The sequence below is a fragment of the Chryseobacterium sp. C39-AII1 genome (genome assembly GCF_039672645.1).
In the GTDB taxonomy this organism is placed as follows: domain Bacteria; phylum Bacteroidota; class Bacteroidia; order Flavobacteriales; family Weeksellaceae; genus Chryseobacterium.
The window spans coordinates 13,980-32,013 of the sequence record NZ_JBDFPQ010000012.1 but is presented as its reverse complement, the minus strand read 5'-3'; the positions used below and the strand labels follow the sequence as shown (position 1 = coordinate 32,013).

The following is an 18,034-nucleotide window of genomic DNA, read 5'->3' as shown; positions in this document are numbered from 1 at the left end:
ATATAAAACATCTGTGGAAATCTACGTAATCCATGGGAAAATAAAGAATGAAAAGCTTAATCAAAATATCATTTCTAATCATCACATTACTTTGTGTTTTATCCTGTAAAACGCAAAACTTTTTCGCGCCTGAATACGGAAAAAATGAAACTGAAAAAGATATTAAGATCAAAAAAGTTCATAATTTTCGTGAAGTTGCGAATATTAAAAATATTGACGGAAGAACTTTAAAAAGCGGAAAATTTTACAGAAGCGGACATCTTCATCAGCTAAAGAAAAAATCTTTTGATGAAATTGAAAAACTAGGAATTAAAGAAATTATCGATCTTAGAAATTCAAAGGAAATCGCTCAAAAACCCGACAATCTTCCGAACGGAATTCTATATAAAAACTATTCTGCTTTTGAAGATGAAGGTGATCAATTGGATCAGGCTAAAAAACTGGTGTTAAAAGGAAAAGTCAACGGTTCGGATGCGGACAAAAGAATGCTTGATTTTTACAAAGATTATGTCATTGAAAATCCTGAAATCATCAAAAAAATTATCACTGAAATTTTAGAATCAGACCAACCGATTTTATATCATTGTACAGCCGGAAAAGACCGAACAGGAATTATCACAGCTTTGATTTTAACGATTTTAAAATTTAATAAAGAAACTATTTACAACGATTATCTTCTCTCCAATAATTACAGAAAAAAACTCGTTGATAAAAGATTAAGTTTAGCTAATAATTTAGATTTCCTTTATCCAAAAATGGATGTGAAAGTTTTGGAGAAATTAAGTTGGGTTGAAACCGATTATTTGGATGCGGCTTTTAACGAAATCAATAAGAAATACGGTTCAATTGATATTTATATTCAATATGTTTTGGGAATTTCTAAAAATAAAAGACAAGAATATATTCAGAAGTTTACATATTAATAATTTAGGCGAAATTTTTACTAAAAAACAGCTTAAAATTTATAATAAATTTAACGCGAAAAAATCAAACTTTTTTAGCAATTTTGCATTTCTTAATTCACTTGTTTAGAAATGAAAATAAAATACTCGGAACTTATTGATCAGACGTTGTATTTCCCTACTGAGGAGTTCAATGTATCTGAGAACAATTTGTCGTTTCACGATATTCCTTTGATGGATGTTGTTGAACAGTTTGGCACTCCGCTAAAAATTAGCTACCTGCCGAGAATTTCTCAAAATATCCAGAAGGCCAAGAGTTGGTTTAAGGAAGCTTTTGAGAAAACCGAATATAAGAAGAATTATAGGTACTGCTACTGTACAAAATCAAGTCATTTCAAATTTGTATTGGAAGAAGCTTTGAAAAATGACATTTCTATAGAAACTTCTTCTGCGTATGATATGGATATTGTGAAATCTCTTTACAAAGAAGGGAAAGTATCAAAAGATATCGAAGTGATTTGTAACGGTTTCAAAACGGATGATTATCTGGCTAAAATTTCAGATATGATCAACAGTGGTTTTGAAAATATTACTCCAATTTTGGATAATTATCGCGAGCTGGATAAGCTTACAGAAAGCATCGACACGACTTTCGATATCGGAATCAGAATTGCATCTGAGGAAGAGCCGAAGTTCGAATTTTATACCTCAAGATTAGGAATCGGATATAAAGATATTATTCCTTATTACAGTCAAAAAATCGCTGAACATCCGAATGCGAGATTGAAAATGCTTCACTTTTTCATCAATACAGGGATCAAAGACACAGCGTATTATTGGAACGAATTGTACAAATGTCTTCGTGTGTATGCACGTTTGAAAAAAATTGCTCCGGAAGTAAATTCATTGAATATTGGTGGTGGTTTCCCAATCAAAACTTCTTTACAGTTTGATTACGATTATCAATATATGGTGGAGGAAATCGTTTCTCAAATCAAGAAATTCTGTGAGGAAGAAGGGGTTGAAGAACCAAATATTTACACTGAATTCGGAAGTTTTACGGTTGGAGAAAGTGGTGCGAATATTTATAAAATTATTTCTCAAAAACGTCAGAACGACAGAGAAAAATGGAATATGATCGATTCGTCTTTCATGACGACACTTCCAGATACTTGGGCGATTTCAAGACACTTTATCATGCTTCCGTTGAATCGTTGGGATGATACTTATGAAAGAGTTTTCTTAGGTGGATTAACTTGTGATTCAGATGATTACTATAATTCTGAACAACATACCAACGCCATTTACTTACCTGTTTTCAGCGATACAAAACCTTTGTACATTGGTTTCTTCCACACGGGAGCGTATCAGGAAACAATCGGAGGTTACGGCGGTGTTCATCACTGTTTGATGCCTCAGCCAAGACACGTTTTGATTCAAAAAGATGAAAACGGTGAGTTACAATACGAGATTTTCCGCGAAAAACAGGAACCGGAAGATGTGTTGAAACTTTTAGGATATCAATAAATTTTTAACCACAAACAGTACAAATTTTTTGCACTAAACACACAAATATTAATTGTGAAATTTGTGAAAATATTAGTGAAATTAGTGTTTAAAAAAATAAAATAAAAGCTCTCAGAAATTGAGAGCTTTTCTATTTAAAAATATTTTGAAATTTTATCCAATTGAAGTTCTTCATAATCCGAAACGACAATATTCGCCAACGTATAATCCTGATTTTTAGAATGCGGACTTCTATATGCTGCACAAAAAATATTCGCTCGGTGTGCCGCCAGAATTCCATTTGTAGAATCTTCGATTACCATACAGTTTTCAATAGGCTCTTTTGCAAGTTCTGCGGCCAATTGAAAAACTTCAGGATGAGGTTTAGATTCTTTTAAATCGGCACCGCTTATTTTTCCACTGAAATATTTCTCCAATTCGAATTTCTCGAAAACCATGTCGATGGTCATCATTGTTGCGGAAGATGCTAAAATTAATTTAATTCCGTTTTCAAAATAATGCTGAATTAAATCTTTTACTCCAGTAATTAAATCAAATTCTTCATCATTATAAAAATAATCCTTGAAATAATCTCTCTTTGCTTTGGCTATTTCTTCGTAAGGTTGGTTTAAATTAAATTCTTTAATCAATGTTTCACAAACTCTTTTCGTAGAAGCTCCTGTAAAGGATGTATATAATTCTTCGGAAACATCAATTCCCAAATCTTTGAATGTTTTAAAATAGGCTTTTCTGTGCAATGGTTCAGTATCCACAATCACGCCATCCATATCGAATAGCACAGCTTTTAACGACATAAAATTTTGTTTTGAACAAAGGTAAGGAATTTGGCTGGAAGCGGGAAGATGGAAGATGGAGGTTTAAAATTGTGCTGTATAATTTTGGGTGGAAGCTGGAAACTGGGGGGGGAAAATTTAAATTATGATGTTTAATTTTTTGCTATTTTGTAAAACTTCCAGCATCCAGCTTTCGGCTTCAATTCACTTTTCCGTATCTTTGCTGAAATCATTTAATTTTTAAATAAAACATGAAAACATACGCAGGAATTCCTGAAGAAAATGCATCATTAGAGAACTCGAAAGTAATGTTGGTGACTGTTCCTTACGACGGAACTTCAACTTGGGGAAAAGGGGCTGATAAAGGCCCGGAATTGTTCTTAGATGCTTCTGAAAACATGGAGCTTTACGACATCGAAACTCAGACTGAACCTTACTTAGAAGGAGTTTATCTGGCTGGAGAAGTTTCTGAAAATTCTTCACCTGAAGCAATGACGGAAGCGGTTTACCAAAAAACAAAAGAATTGTTGAATAATGACGGTAAACTATTCACACTTTTCGGTGGAGAGCACTCTGTTTCTATCGGTTCTATTCGTGCGGTGGGTGAGAAATTTGAAAACTTAACGGTTCTTCAATTAGATGCTCACACAGATCTTCGTCCGGAATTCCATGGTTCTACTTCTAATCACGCTTGTGCGGTTTTTGAAGCCAATCAGAAACACAATTTGGTACAAGTGGGAATCCGTTCTATGGATATCGAAGAAGCTGAGTATTTACCGGAAGGAAGGGTATTTTTCGCTCATGAAATTGCGAATAACGAAAACTGGGTAAATGATGTGTTGGAAAAAGTTTCAGGAAATGTTTACATTACAATTGATTTGGATGCTTTTGATCCATCAATTGCTCCATCAACAGGAACTCCTGAACCAGGTGGTTTACAATGGTATCCAACATTAGAATTATTAAGAAAAGTATTCGAAAAATGTAATGTTGTAGCGTTTGATATCGTTGAATTAATGGATTCCGCTTACGCAAAACCAAGTGCATTCTTGGCGGCAAAGTTATATTACAAAATGCTTGCTTATTATCATATTAATCAAGACTAACTTCGCAAGATTCGGATTTTTTCTGTCAGAAAATCTTTGGAAATTTGTGAGGTAAATTCAATGTTATGTCCACACAAAATCAGATCGATTACGAAAGAATTGCGAAAGCGATAGAATATATCCAAAGCAATTTTAAGCTTCAGCCCAATTTGGAGGAAGTGGCGGAGAAAATTCATTTAAGCCCGGCTCATTTTCAGAAAATGTTTTCTGATTGGGCGGGAACGAGTCCGAAGAAATTTTTGCAGTTCATAAGCCTTGAACATGCTAAAAATTTGTTGAAGGAGGAAAAGGCAAGTTTATTTGATACGGCTTATGAGACAGGATTTTCGAGCACGAGCAGATTGCACGATTTGTTTGTAAAAATCGAAGGAATGTCTCCAGCAGAATATAAAAACGGCGGAAAAAGTCTGAACATCAATTACAGTTTTTCAGAAACACCTTTTGGAAATGTAATCGCAGCTTCCACAGAAAAAGGAATCTGTTATTTGGCTTTTGAAATCGATAAAAATAAAGCATTGGGAGATTTAATTATTAAATTTCCTAATGCTTCTTTTTTTGAAAAACAAGATGATTTTCAGAAAAATGCTTTGTCCATTTTCAATAAAGACTGGACGAAACTCAACACCATAAAACTCCATTTAAAAGGAACGGATTTTCAATTAAAAGTCTGGGAAAGCCTTCTCACAATTCCGATGGGGAAATTATCAACCTACGGAAATTTAGCCGAAAAAATAGGAAATCCAAACGCTTCAAGAGCGGTAGGAACGGCGATTGGAAGTAATCCTGTAGCTTTTCTGATTCCTTGTCATCGTGTCATTCAAGCTTCCGGAAATATCGGCGGTTATCGATGGGGAAGTGAAAGAAAACAATTGATTGTAGGTTGGGAAAGTTCGAGAACTTATTCTTAAAATTCTATTTTACTATAAAATTTATTTAAACCATTAAGATTTATTTTAAGAATTGAAGTTTAATTAAGATAATCATTCTAATTTTTAAGTTATTTAATCCTTAAGCGAAGCAACCTTAATTTCCTTAACTCCTTAATTAGCCTTAATGTTTTAATTTTAACCAAACATTGTTAAAAATTTTCAAATGCTGAATTTATTCGAAGATATATCCGATTACCCTTTAAATATCCTTCCCAACGACGGAACTGTTCACTATTACGGAAAAGTTTTCTCAAAAGAAAAATCTGATTTTTATTATGATTATTTATTCAATCAAATTCCTTGGGAAAACGATGAGGCGATTATTTTTGGGAAATTAATTTTAACCAAAAGAAAAGTCGCTTGGTTTGGAGAAAAACCATTTGAATATACGTATTCAAAACGAACGAAATATGCAAAATTCTGGACGCCGGAGCTATTGGAATTAAAACAAAAATGCGAGGAAGTTACCGGAGAAACGTACAACTCTTGTTTGTTGAATTTATACCATGACGGAAGCGAAGGAATGGCATATCACAGTGATGCGGAAAAGGATTTAAAAAAACATGGAGCCATTGCATCTTTAACTTTCGGAGCGGAAAGAAAGTTTTTATTTAAACATAAAACGACCAAAGAAAAAGTAGAAATATTTCTGGAAAACGGAAGCTTATTGGTGATGAAAGGAGCGACACAGGATCATTGGTTGCACAGACTTCCGCCAACAACAAAAGTAAAATCGCCTAGAGTGAATTTGACTTTCAGAACGATCGAGGAATGATGTATTTAAATTAATTTACTACATGCTTGTCATGCTGAAAGCATCTGAACAAAGTTATTCAATGTATCGTTGAGATCCTTTCAGGATGACAAAAGTTGCATATAATCTTGTCTTTCGCAGATTAAGCAAATTTTACAGATGATTGAGTTAAAAAATCTGCGTCATCTGCAAAACCTACGAGAGACAAAAAATAAAAAAAGCTGTTCAAACCGAACAGCTTTTAAATTATTTCAAAACCTCAACTTCAATCGCGCTATCTTCAAAAATCTTGATAAACGCTTTTGTATAATCCTCCTTCGTTGCAAAATTCGGATTATCTAAAAATTTCTGTGGATTGAGGGCAAACAACGGGAACCACGTCGAAGAAATCTGAATCTGGATTTTATGTCCTTTTTTAAATGTATGAACAACATCCTGCAATCTGAAATTAACAGCAGTTTTCTGATTCGGAACCAATGCTTCACCTTTTTCTCTCGAATTTCTGAATCTCGCAGGCATGATTTCACTTCTTACCATCTGATGATAATTTCCGTAAATTACACCGTCTTTCTTTTCAACAGGCTTGAAATCTTCAGGATAAACATCAATTAGTTTCACTGCAAAATCTGCATCTGTAGAAGTCGAAGCAATATTTAATTTAGCCATAATTTCACCTGCGAAAGTCATGTCATCCGTTAAAACATCCGTTGTAAATGTCAAAACATCAGGTCTTCCTTCTGCAAATCTCTGATCTTCCGACATATAGTTTCTTGGAGTAAATCCATTAAAATCTTTCAAATTATCAGAACTTAAAACCGGATTATTAGGATCGCTGTAATATTCTGAAAAACCTTGTCCGGCCGATTTATTCAACGTTTTATTAGATAAATAAAAATTTACTTTTTTTCCTTCTTTCGGAGGGTAAGTTGCGAATTCTCTCCATTGTTTTGCTCCGGTGTCATACATCAAAGCTTCTGGAAGTCCGGCATCTTTTTTTGTATCACCTTTTAAATAATGGTTAAAAAATTTCGTTTCAATATTTTTCTGATAATACGTTGCAATACTGTCTCCAAAATAAATCTGATTGTGGAAATGTTTTCCTTCTTCACGACCCCAACCGCCATGTGAGAAAGGGCCCATCACGATTGTGTTTTTAGCTTTCGGACTTGTTTTTTCAATCGTTTTATAAATGTTCAAAGGTCCTGAAAGATCTTCTGCATCAAACCAACCACCGACAGTCATTACCGCATGATTTACATTTTTAAGATGAGGAAGAAGTCCTCTTTTTTGCCAAAATTCATCGTAGTTGGGATGGTTCATAATTTCCGTCATAAAGAAGTTATCTTTATAATATTTTTCATAACCGTCTTTCAAAGTTCCCATATCTCGGTAGAATTTTAAACCATCTTCAGAAGTCGCTTTGATCATAGAATCGGTGTACCATGCTTTATTTTCTGGCTTCGTTTTCTGAACTCCGAAAACCGGAAAAGTTTTGAAATAACCTAACATAAATCTTCCATTATGAAGAAAATCGTCATTCCAAAAATCTGAAATAGGCGCTTGTGGAGAGGATGCCACTAAAGCAGGATGTTGGGCTAAAATCCCGACAGCTGTGTAGAAACCCGGATAAGAAGTTCCGTATTGACCTACTTTTCCGTTGTTGTCTTTAATATTTTTAATCAACCAATCAATCGTATCGTAAGTATCTGTACTTTCGTCAATATCTTTTTTTGTTTTATGATCAACCTGTGGCGTCATATTCGTAAAAGTTCCTTCACTCATATATCGTCCCCGAACGTCCTGAAATATAAAAATATATTTGTCTTTCATTAAATATTGGTTCGGCCCTAGCTTCGGTCTGTATTCGTTTTCACCGTAAGGAGCGATGCTGTAGCACGTTCTCTGCATCAAAAACGGATACTTATTCTTTCCGGAAATGTCTTTCGGAATATAAGCAATCGTAAAAAGTTTTACTCCGTCTCGCATCGTGATATAAAACTCTTTCTTGCTAAAATTATCTTTCACAAAAGTGTCGGCAGGCTGCGTATTTTGTGAATTTCCCAAAATAAAAAGGAAAATAAATAAAAGAGAAAAATGAATCTTCATTATGTAAAAATTTGTGGCTAATTTAAACATAAAAATGATTTTAACTAAATTTATGTTTTAAGAGAATGTTTAAATTTTATTGGGTTGATTTTAACGCAAAGTTTTTTTTTAAATGTAAAAAACTCAAGTGAGCAAAGAAGAATCAACAAGTTGATTTGATAAAGCGTGTTTTCAAGCTTCGCGAAGTAAATTTATTTGCCTTTGCCTTCTAAAGATCAGGAGAAAGAAATAAAATCTTTACGTTAAAAAAATATGCTATTTGTGTTTAAAATTATCTCTTTTTCCCTGCAAACTTATTCAGTTTCATCGTCAATGAAAACATAATGTATCTTCTCAAAATCAAATCCTCACGGTCTTCCACATACGACGCCGTAATATTTCTTTTTACGCTCTGATTTTGGTTTAAAACATCATATACTTTTACTCTGGCTGTTAATTGTTTATCGTAAAAAGAATATCCGATGCTGGTATTCCAAAAATAAAAATCTCGTTTAAAACCCGGAGCAATGTTGGAACTTGTATTATATTCAAAATCATTTCCAAATAATAAATTGGTTTTCAGGAAATAATTGGTAAGCTCCAGTCGGAAGGTCTGAAATGTATTTTTGATACTTTCAACACTATAATTTTTATAATTTGAAAAAGAATAATTTACGTTATAAGATGGTCTTATCGTAATTTTATCCCTTTTGTCGTACGTTACATTAATTCCTGGAGCGAACATATAAGAATTGCCTGTAAATTGTTGTCCGTTAATAAAACCTTTATTAAAACTATAACTTAAACTGGCTTTAGGGCTAATCGTTAATTTATTTTCTTCCCATTTAAAGGTTTTGCTGAACCCACCGAAAACATTGGCATTTTTATTCCCACTTATGTTGGTGTACGTTACAAACTGTTTTCCGGAATCATCAAAATAGGAAAAATTGGTTGTATCATTATTATTAAAAGTAAAAATTGTATTGATAAAATAATTTATGCTTTTCGGAATATTATACGAATTAAAGCTGATGCTTGAGGTATTCGTCCAAGAATTTTTTAGATCAGGATTTCCTTTGTATGTTACCAACGGATTAGATTCATCCATATAAGGAATCAAATTTTGTGAAGACGGCGAATTGAAATTGGTAGAATTATATATACTTAATGAAGAGTTTTGGTTAAATTTATACTGAAATCCCATATTATAATCTGGAAGCAGAAAGTTTCTTTGCAAGTCATAATTTGCACCATTAAAAGTGGACTTATATTTCACATCAGTAAAACCGAGATTCAGAGAAGACCAAAAATTGAATTTCTTTTTGTTTAAATTAAAGCTAATATCAGGCGTCAGTTGATTGGTTTTTTCACTGGAATTGTTGGATAAAGCCAGATTGTATTTTGAAAATTGCCCCGTACTTTCATCAAAATCATTAACCATTCTTTCATTTACATTGCTTTGGGAATTGAATTTTACCCCAAAACTTACACTCATAGAATCCGAAATAGGTTCGGTGTATCTTGCGTCGAAAGAATAATTATTATTTTGTGCTTTTGTTTGACTTAATTGGTTTCGGATATCCTTTTTAGACACATTTTCAGCTCCATTTTCGTAAAATAAGGTTTGAGAATTCACCAAACTATTATTTTTATTTTCTGAAATTGAAGTATTGATGTTAGCCGATAAATTTCGATTCTTCTTTTTAAATTTTTTCACATAATAAATGCTCGGATTAAAATTATTACTTTCAGAATCTGAGTTGGTTGAAGATGTACTTTTATTCAGAAGCTCATCATTTTTAAAAGTTGCTGAATTTCCGAAGTTTAAGTTTTTTGTTTTTGAATGTGAAAATTTAGGTGAAAAATAAAAGGTATTGGCTGTATCTGCCTTTATCTGGAGCGAAGAATTAAAATTATACTGTTCCGAATCATTCTCACTACGGTTTTCGGAATCCGTTTTTAAATTTGAATCCGGAAGAAAAGTAGTTTTCGAAACTTTGGAAGCGGTTTCCATATTGCTGCTCGTTCTCGTAAGTCCCAGCGCGTCAAGATCAATATCTTTGCCCAGATTGTCACTGTAATTCAGCCCGATCGTTGTTGATCTTTGAATGCCTTTCATCGAACTTCCGGCACGCGAATTTCTTCTGGAATCATCATCATTAAAATTACTAGATGTATTGATATTATTTGAAGAAGCTACGAGACTGATTTTGGTTTTGTCTTTAAAATAACTCGAAAAACTGTTAATTTCATAGCGTTTATCAGATCCATATCCAACCGCTAATTTGGTAAGAAAACCTTTATTTTTCTTTTCATCAATATTGAAATTAATTGTCTTATTCTCAGATTTTGGCGTTTTTCCAGTCAATTCTTCTTCCTTCGTTTTGGTAGTCGTAAACTGAATATTTTTTATAATATCCGCAGGAATATTTTTCAGGGCAATTTTTCCGCTTTTATCGAAGAATTCTTTCCCGTTGATCATGATTTGGTCAACCTCTTTTCCGTTTACTGTAATTTTTCCGTCATTATCAATTTCTACGCCGCTGATGTTTTTCAAGAGTTCTTCAATATTGCTGTCCGGACGAACTTTTATCGCGCTTGCATTAAACTCAATGGTGTCTTTTTTAATTTTTATCGGTGAAACTGTAATTTTTACTTCTTCAATATCAGAACTGCGAATTTTATCAAGCGAAATTTCATCTAAAGTATAAGACTGATCTATTTTGTCAAACTTTTTAGAATAAGGAAGTAATTTATCGGTATCCACAGAAAGAATGGATGGTTCTTTAAGTTCTTCAGTTTTTAATGAAAATTTTCCTTCTTTGTTGGTTGAAGTATAATTAATGATGGATGAATCTTTTTGTTTGAGAAGATAAATGGTTGCGTTTTCAACAGGCTTCTTTTCATGATCAGAAATCTTTCCGTCGATGCTGAATTTTTGTCCATTCAATCCTAAAAAATTAAATGTAAGTAATAGCAACCAAAGGATTTTTTTCATTAATATGTTTTTTGAAGCTGCTAAAATATAAAAAAAACATCCCTGATTAGGGATGCGTTTTATGTAAAAAATGTTAAATCTTAGAAATTAAGCTCTCAAGTATCTTGAATAAGCGTAACCTTCCTGTCCGTCGGCAGTTTTTACTTTCCACCATTCGTCAGAAGTTTGCTCAATAAGTGTTACGGAAGAACCTTTTGAAGCTTTTCCTACCACTGCAGCTTCCGTAGAAGGCTCTTGTCTGATGTTTAGATTAGACTCATCTGTTGCTACCGTAAGAGCAGCTCCCGATGCAAGACCGGTTACCTGAACATCAATATTAATATCTGAAGCAGAATATGTAGAATCAATTGCTCCCAAAGCATTCCAAACAGAATCTTTTGCTGCTGTGTTGGAAGCACTTCCTGAAACATACAAAATTCCGTCTTGCTCCTGAACCTGTAAATTTGAAATCCCTGCAGACTGAGCAGCAGAAACTACGCTTGAATATTTATCTTGTAATGTGCTCATCTTAAATTATTTTACAGTAATGTTGTTTGTGTATTTTCCGATTTTCAAAGCATCGATAGATTCTTTAATCTTTCTCGCATCTGTAGATTTAGCCGTTCCTGTAAGCGTAAGTTCTCCGTTTACAGTTTCTACTTTTACTGTTGGGAAATCCTTAAGCGCATCTTTTACTTTTTGCTGAACTTCAGGAGATACTGCAGATTGAGTTTCTACCGGTGCCGCAGCTGCAGGAGCTTCAATAGTTGCCATGTCATGCACACTCTTAATTCCCGGAATAGCTTTCAACTGAGTAATCATTGCATCTTTCGAAGCCTGATCTGCGAAAGTTCCGCTTAGGTGAGCTTCTCCGTTTTTCACTTCCACAGAAGCACTTGGGTTAGACGTTACTACCGTAGTAGCCTGAGTTTGTAGATCGGCATCAGAAACTTTCTTTTTACAAGAAACAGCGCCAAAAGATACTGCTATAGCCAATGCAGCCATTGCGATAGTTTTTTTCATATTGTATATTTTAATAATGTTGTTAATACAAGTAAATGTAATAATAAAATGTATACCAAATGAATTAAAATTTAATAAATATTTTTTAATTTTTTTACAATGAATTAGAGTTCAGATTGTTAATTTCCGTTAATTATGAATTTAGACTAAATTTAATCCTTTTTCAACGAAATGTTGTACCAATTGTAAAAATATTATATTTGCCAAACTTGAACTATTTATATGAAAGGACAAAATAAACTGTTTATAGCAATTATTATTGCGCTTGTGATAGGAGTTGGAATTGGAGGAATGGTACATACGATGTATCCTGAGAGCGCAGAACCTTTTTCTAAAAACATTAAACTTTTAGGAACTGTTTTCATCAGATTGGTACAGATGATTATTGCGCCGTTGGTATTTACTACCTTAGTCGTAGGAATTGCCAAAATGAGTGATATTAAAATGATCGGAAGAGTAGGAACAAAAGCGATGTTGTGGTTTATTTCTGCTTCATTGGTTTCGCTTTTCATCGGTTTAATGTTGGTCAACTGGATGGAACCTGGACACGTTACGAAACTGCCGATTCAGGATGCTGCTTCTGCTGAAGAACTATTGAAAAGCAGTAAAGGCTTTTCTATGGAAGATTTTGTAAAACACATTATTCCTAAAAGTATATTTGAAGCTTTTGCAACCAATGAAGTACTTCAGATCGTAGTATTTTCAATTATGTTCGGAATTGCTTTGGCGAATATGGGTGAAGAATATGCACAACCTGTGATCAAATTATTCGACATTATTGCACACGGAATCCTGAAAATGGTAGGCTACATCATGTGGTTTGCGCCGCTTGGAGTATTGGGAGCTATTGCTGCCGTTGTGGCGACCAATGGATTTGAGATATTTAAAGTATATGCTATTTACCTTAGAGATTTCTTCTTTGCTTTGGGAGTTCTTTGGTTAGTGCTTTTATTAGCTGGTTATTTGATTATCGGAAACCGACTTTTCGAATTATTAAGAAGAATCAAAGAACCTTTGTTAATAGCATTTTCAACTACAAGTTCAGAAGCCGTTTTCCCGAAATTGGTGGAAGAATTGGAAAGATTCGGATGTAACAGCAGAGTGGTTTCGTTCATTTTACCATTAGGATATTCATTCAACTTGGATGGAAGTATGATGTACATGACGTTTGCGTCTATCTTCATCGCGCAGATCTACGGAATTGAAATGACAATCGGACAGCAAATTACCATGCTTTTGGTGTTAATGTTAACATCAAAAGGTATTGCAGGAGTTCCGAGAGCATCACTGGTTATTATCGTGGCAACATGTTCCATGTTTGGAATTCCGCCGGAAGGAATTGCTTTGATCTTACCAATCGACCATTTCTGCGATATGGGAAGAAGTATGACCAACGTTTTAGGAAATGCTTTGGCAACCTCAGCCGTTTCAAAATGGGAAGGACAGCTTGAAAATGGTAACGGAAACGAAGTTGTTTAAAGAATAAATTATAACTTGGCTTAGGCTAATGAATGGTCAATAGTGAATATATTTCATTATTGACCATTTTTTATTAGGAGCTATTTCCCGCTTTCGCTACTCGCTTTTTCCCGAATCGGCTGGGCGGCGAAGCCGCCGAGCCGATTCGGGAAAAGAGCTCAAACATGCCGCTTGATCGGGGCTAGGGTAGCAGTCGGTTATTTAAATTTATTATTGTGAATCGAAGGTAAAGTAATTTCACAAAAAGTAAGTATTATTTTAAAGAAAATCTTTGCGATCTTTGCATTTAAAAATAAATTCAAATCAATCAAATGAATTTACAGCATCATAAAAATATAATCACAGAAAACGGTTTTACGGTCATCAACAACATTTTTTCCGATGAAGAAATAGAAAAGATTAGTGAAATCATTCAAAATATAGATACTTCAAAAGAAACCTTCAGAAAATCCGAAGATCTGTTTGCGATCCGACAGTTTTTAAAGGAAATTCCGGAAATTAAAGGTGTAGTTTTTAATGAAAATTTAAAGACAATCATTAAAGAAATTTTCGGTGACAAATATTTTGTGGTGAAAAGTATTTATTTCGATAAACCAGAAAAGTCGAATTGGTATGTGGCTTATCATCAGGATTTAACAATTTCAGTTGACAAAAAATTAGAATTAGAAAATTTTGGTCCGTGGACGACCAAGCAAAATCAATTTGCCGTTCAGCCACCGTTGTCCATATTGGAAAATATTTTTACGATCAGAATTCATTTGGATGAAACTGATGAAAATAATGGTGCCTTGAAAGTCGTACCGACTTCTCATGCCAAAGGTATTTACAGACCGGAAACCATCGACTGGACCGTAGAAACTGAAACCATCTGCAATGTAGAAAAAGGTGGAATAATGATCATGAAACCTTTATTGCTTCACGGTTCCAACCGAACAATCAACGGAAAGAAAAGAAGAGTGATCCATATTGAATTTTCGGATTTGGAGCTTCCGGAAGAATTGAATTGGTCAGAGCGACTTTCCTATTAAGTCAGAACACCGTCACTTCGAGTAACGAAGTGCAGCGTAGTGTATCGAGAAGTTGTTTAGAAAAAGATAATTTCCTTTGATCATAAAGTTCTCGATACAATTTTTCTCCGTTTTACTCCGAAAAATCACTCGAACTGACGGAGATTGTGAAGTTGGGCGGTATCAAAACCTCCAGCCTCCCTCTTCCTGCTTCTAAACTTACTTATACTTTTCAATTACTTTATTCAAATATGCTTTGTATTTTTCACTTATCGGAATTCTTTCATTTCCAATTGTTAGGTTATTTTTTCCGATGCTTTGAAGATGCTGAAGCGAAATAATATGTGAGTTGTGAACACGAATAAAATTCTCAGATTCTATCTTTTCCATAATGGATTTCATGGTTTGATGCACAATCAGTTTTCGGGTTTCCGTGTAGATAATGATATAATCTTTTAAAGCATTAATTCGGGTAATTTCACTTAAATTCAATTTTACATCTTCATTATTGGATCGCACAAAAATGAATGAATCTTTAAATAAAATCTGTGTACTTTTTTCCTGTAAAATTTTAGAATTATTCTGATGATTATAGCTTTTATAAACAGCTTTCAGGAATCTTTCAAAGTAAAAAGGTTTTAATAAATAATCCATCACATCCATTTCAAAACCTTGTACGGCACAATCATCATAAGCGGTGGTAATAATAACATCGGGAAGCCTATTAAAGCTTTTTAAAAACTCTATTCCGGTGATATTGGGAAGGTTGATATCCAGAAAAATAAGGTCTACATTTTCGGTTTGTAAAGTCTGTATCGTTTCCTGAATATCGTAGCAATTCTTAACCAGATTCAGGAAGGGAATTCTTGAAATATATTCTTCAATTACATGATGAGCCAGTTCTTCATCGTCTACAATTATGCAATTCATTTTTAATTCAATTGAAGTTTTAAGTTGATTTTATACTCAGAGCCATTGTCGTCAATATTCAGTTGATATTTTTCGGGATACAAAAGATTCAGTTTCATTTTGGTATTTTCTATTCCCATTTTGCTGTCACTGGATTTTTCATGATTCTTCTTTTCATAAAAGTTTCGGATCTTAAAATCAAGCAATCCGTTTTCGAGATGTACTTTAATGTCCAAAGCTCCTTTTCTCAGATCAGCGTATTTGAAAGCATTTTCAACAAAAGTTAAAAGCAGAAGAGGTTCAATTTCGTAAGATTCAAAATTGCCATTAAATTCTTCATTCAGATTATTGAATTTATTAAACCGAATCGACTGAATTTCAATATATTTTTTAATATTATTAATTTCATCATTCAGGTTATTTTTCTGCATATTTTTATTATTCAGAACATACCGCATAATGTCTGATAAAATTAAAATCACCCTCGGCGTATCTTTAGACTGAATAATTGATAATGAATAAATACTGTTCAGTGCATTAAAAAAGAAATGCGGATTAATTTGCTCCCGAAGAATTTTCAACTCGCTCGATTGTCTTTCAAATTCCAGGGCTTTTATTTTTTTTCCGTTTTCCATCCATTTATCGACAAAGAAAAGCAGAATGCTGAATATCATGGAAAAAATTCCTATTCTGAAGAAAATATCATACAAGTTAACATCATGATGAAAAGGTCTCATCATTCTACCGTTCGGGTTAAAATCTTTCGGAGGAAACGGTGGATGTTTCGGAAATGGCGGCATAAATATGATCATTAAAGACACATAAATGACCACAAATGAAATGGTAATGATCAGAATTTTTTTGGGTGACTGCTTGATCAGAAACGGTAAAGCAATATAATAATTGATATAAAAAAGAATAATGGAAACAAGAAAAATTTTCAGATTCATGAGGAGAAGAAAATTTCCAAAAACGGAATAATCCATTATTAATTTAAAGAAAATAAGAATGCTCCAGATAATCCAGTGATAAATGTAGGTGGTTTGTATTTGTCTTAAAAATGCGGTCATAAAAAATAATTTGTTGTTTGTGAGCACGAAATTCCCTCAATAAACTATTGAAGGAATTTCTAGGGAATTAAAGCAATTAATATTCGATTTTCATGGAATCCAGTTCACGTACAGAAATTCTGGGTAAAGAATATCGATGTATTTTACTCACAACAAGATCTGCAGTCTTTTGTGCGTCTGTTTCGTTTTTAAAAGTTTTCTCTCCTTGTATGGCAGGAATAAAAGGCTGGTTGATGAGAATTTTATGCTTTTTAAGAATCTGATAACCGTATCCTGAATTTTGTTTGATGATCTTCACTTCAAGATTTCCGGTTTTCTTTTCGCAACTCAACAAAAATATTCCTGAGACAAAAAGTATTTTTAAAAATGTTTTAGTCATAGCTGTTTTCACTTTCATTTGGATGGAAAACCCAGATGTCATCAAAATAAGATGAACCGCTGTTTCCGGTAAGAACATATCCGTAGCTTCCTATGGAAAAGGCACACGCGCTTTCTCTGGAAGAACCTTCGAAGGATGTTCTCTGCGTCCAGTCATTGGTAGAAGGATTGTATTCCCAGGTAGTATTTCCCACGCCGCTAGTAGAACCTGTCGCCACATATCCTAATCCATTTGCTGCAAAAGCAGCAGTTGAAGTACGGTTTTGAGAATCATCATCATTGCTGGTATCTACTTTTCTTGTCCATGTTTCAGAACTAGGATCGAATGCCCAGAAATCTGAAACAAGGCTTCCGTTATTACTTCCAAATCCTACATAAGCGATATTATTGATTACGAAAGCGGCTCCGTCTCGTCTTTTAGAACCTCCTAAACTTGTGATGGAGCTCCATGATGAGGTCGATTCATTATATTTATAGAAATCTTTCAACTCGCTTCCGTCGTATCCTGTTCCTACATAGCCGTTATTTTCAACTCCGAATGCTAAAGCGGCATATCGTTCTGTTCCCGGAAAATCGGCAATCTGGTTCCAGGTGTTGGAAGTTGGATCGTATTTATAGAAATCTTTCAATTTATTCAATCCATCATATCCGGTTCCCACATAGCCGTAAGCATTGGTGGCAAAACCTACCGCAGAGCTTCTTTTAGAACCCGGAAAATCTGCTTTTTGAGTCCATGAATTAGCATTGGGATCGTAGCTCCATAAGTCGTTGTAATAATATTCTCCGTCATATCCTCCGGTGATGTATCCTTTTCCGTTTACCACAAATGCAGAGGCATTGGAACGAGGTTTACCGTCCAGATCCGAAACTCTTACCCAGTTTCCCATTAGTTCATCGTCGTCATCGTCATTTCGACAGCTTACAGCTAAAAATGTTCCTACAAGAGTAAGGGCTAAGATTGAAAGTTTACCATTCATTATTCATTCTTTTTTGTGCAAATGAATTTCATTCTCTGATCTTGTGAAAATTTTTTAGACGAATGCGTGTTTTTTGTAGGCGAATGCCTTTATTTTTATGATGGATGAGGTATTGTTTTGAAAATCATCATTTATCTA

At 33.9% G+C, this 18,034-nt stretch carries 16 protein-coding genes; 7 read left to right on the top strand and 9 right to left on the bottom strand.

Annotated elements, in window-relative coordinates; genetic code table 11:
* Positions 1–47: 47 nt before the first annotated feature.
* On the top strand, positions 48–923 hold the full coding sequence (locus tag ABEG63_RS16470; RefSeq protein ID WP_346586300.1) for a tyrosine-protein phosphatase: 876 nt from the start codon (positions 48–50) through the stop codon (positions 921–923).
* Positions 924–1,034: 111 nt separating this feature from the next.
* Entirely contained in the window at positions 1,035–2,429 is a 1,395-nt protein-coding gene (locus ABEG63_RS16465; RefSeq protein ID WP_267401650.1) for an arginine decarboxylase, read from the top strand.
* Between the two features lie 134 nt (positions 2,430–2,563).
* Here ABEG63_RS16465 and ABEG63_RS16460 read toward each other — a convergent pair whose 3' ends face one another.
* Positions 2,564–3,223: an HAD family phosphatase gene (locus ABEG63_RS16460; protein WP_346586298.1), complete on the bottom strand. Its 660-nt coding sequence runs from the start codon at positions 3,221–3,223 to the stop codon at positions 2,564–2,566.
* A 230-nt stretch (positions 3,224–3,453) separates the two neighbouring features.
* On the opposite strand from ABEG63_RS16460, the gene speB reads away from it, so the two are divergent.
* The 3 genes from speB (at position 3,454) to ABEG63_RS16445 (ending at position 6,012) form a co-directional block, all read left to right on the top strand.
* Positions 3,454–4,308 (top strand): agmatinase, encoded by an 855-nt coding sequence (speB, locus tag ABEG63_RS16455; protein WP_267401648.1) that lies wholly within the window; start codon positions 3,454–3,456, stop codon positions 4,306–4,308.
* 65 nt (positions 4,309–4,373) lie between these two features.
* Positions 4,374–5,216 carry a methylated-DNA--[protein]-cysteine S-methyltransferase gene (locus ABEG63_RS16450; RefSeq protein ID WP_346586296.1) on the top strand — a complete coding sequence of 281 codons (843 nt, stop codon included), beginning with the start codon at positions 4,374–4,376 and terminating at the stop codon, positions 5,214–5,216.
* Between the two features lie 184 nt (positions 5,217–5,400).
* Positions 5,401–6,012 (top strand): alpha-ketoglutarate-dependent dioxygenase AlkB, encoded by a 612-nt coding sequence (locus tag ABEG63_RS16445; protein ID WP_346586295.1) that lies wholly within the window; start codon positions 5,401–5,403, stop codon positions 6,010–6,012.
* 225 nt (positions 6,013–6,237) lie between these two features.
* Here ABEG63_RS16445 and ABEG63_RS16440 read toward each other — a convergent pair whose 3' ends face one another.
* The 4 genes from ABEG63_RS16440 to ABEG63_RS16425 form a co-directional block, all read right to left on the bottom strand.
* Positions 6,238–8,097: a CocE/NonD family hydrolase gene (locus ABEG63_RS16440; RefSeq protein ID WP_346586293.1), complete on the bottom strand. Its 1,860-nt coding sequence runs from the start codon at positions 8,095–8,097 to the stop codon at positions 6,238–6,240.
* 271 nt (positions 8,098–8,368) lie between these two features.
* Positions 8,369–11,074, bottom strand: coding sequence for an outer membrane beta-barrel protein (locus ABEG63_RS16435; RefSeq protein ID WP_346586291.1), 2,706 nt, complete (start codon positions 11,072–11,074; stop codon positions 8,369–8,371).
* A gap of 87 nt (positions 11,075–11,161) precedes the next feature.
* Positions 11,162–11,581: an SH3 domain-containing protein gene (locus tag ABEG63_RS16430; RefSeq protein ID WP_312399958.1), complete on the bottom strand. Its 420-nt coding sequence runs from the start codon at positions 11,579–11,581 to the stop codon at positions 11,162–11,164.
* 6 nt (positions 11,582–11,587) lie between these two features.
* Positions 11,588–12,076, bottom strand: a complete 489-nt coding sequence (locus ABEG63_RS16425; protein ID WP_346586289.1) for a BON domain-containing protein — start codon at positions 12,074–12,076, stop codon at positions 11,588–11,590.
* A 222-nt stretch (positions 12,077–12,298) separates the two neighbouring features.
* Between ABEG63_RS16425 and ABEG63_RS16420 the strand changes: the two genes are divergently transcribed.
* Entirely contained in the window at positions 12,299–13,555 is a 1,257-nt protein-coding gene (locus tag ABEG63_RS16420) for a cation:dicarboxylase symporter family transporter (RefSeq protein ID WP_267401638.1), read from the top strand.
* Between the two features lie 311 nt (positions 13,556–13,866).
* Positions 13,867–14,583, top strand: coding sequence for a phytanoyl-CoA dioxygenase family protein (locus tag ABEG63_RS16415; RefSeq protein ID WP_346586287.1), 717 nt, complete (start codon positions 13,867–13,869; stop codon positions 14,581–14,583).
* Positions 14,584–14,781: 198 nt separating this feature from the next.
* Here the strand turns inward: ABEG63_RS16415 and ABEG63_RS16410 are convergent, their stop codons facing one another.
* The 4 genes from ABEG63_RS16410 to ABEG63_RS16395 all read right to left on the bottom strand — a co-directional run bounded on the left by ABEG63_RS16410 (position 14,782) and on the right by ABEG63_RS16395 (position 17,896).
* Positions 14,782–15,492: a LytTR family DNA-binding domain-containing protein gene (locus tag ABEG63_RS16410; RefSeq protein WP_346586285.1), complete on the bottom strand. Its 711-nt coding sequence runs from the start codon at positions 15,490–15,492 to the stop codon at positions 14,782–14,784.
* Positions 15,493–15,494: 2 nt separating this feature from the next.
* Positions 15,495–16,541, bottom strand: a complete 1,047-nt coding sequence (locus ABEG63_RS16405) for a sensor histidine kinase (protein ID WP_346586283.1) — start codon at positions 16,539–16,541, stop codon at positions 15,495–15,497.
* 76 nt (positions 16,542–16,617) lie between these two features.
* Complete coding sequence (locus tag ABEG63_RS16400) at positions 16,618–16,920, bottom strand: DUF4907 domain-containing protein (protein ID WP_346586281.1); 303 nt, start codon at positions 16,918–16,920, stop codon at positions 16,618–16,620.
* Positions 16,913–17,896 carry a kelch-like protein gene (locus ABEG63_RS16395; RefSeq protein ID WP_267401634.1) on the bottom strand — a complete coding sequence of 328 codons (984 nt, stop codon included), beginning with the start codon at positions 17,894–17,896 and terminating at the stop codon, positions 16,913–16,915. The genes ABEG63_RS16400 and ABEG63_RS16395 overlap by 8 nt, the downstream gene beginning before the upstream one ends.
* Positions 17,897–18,034: the final 138 nt, after the last annotated feature.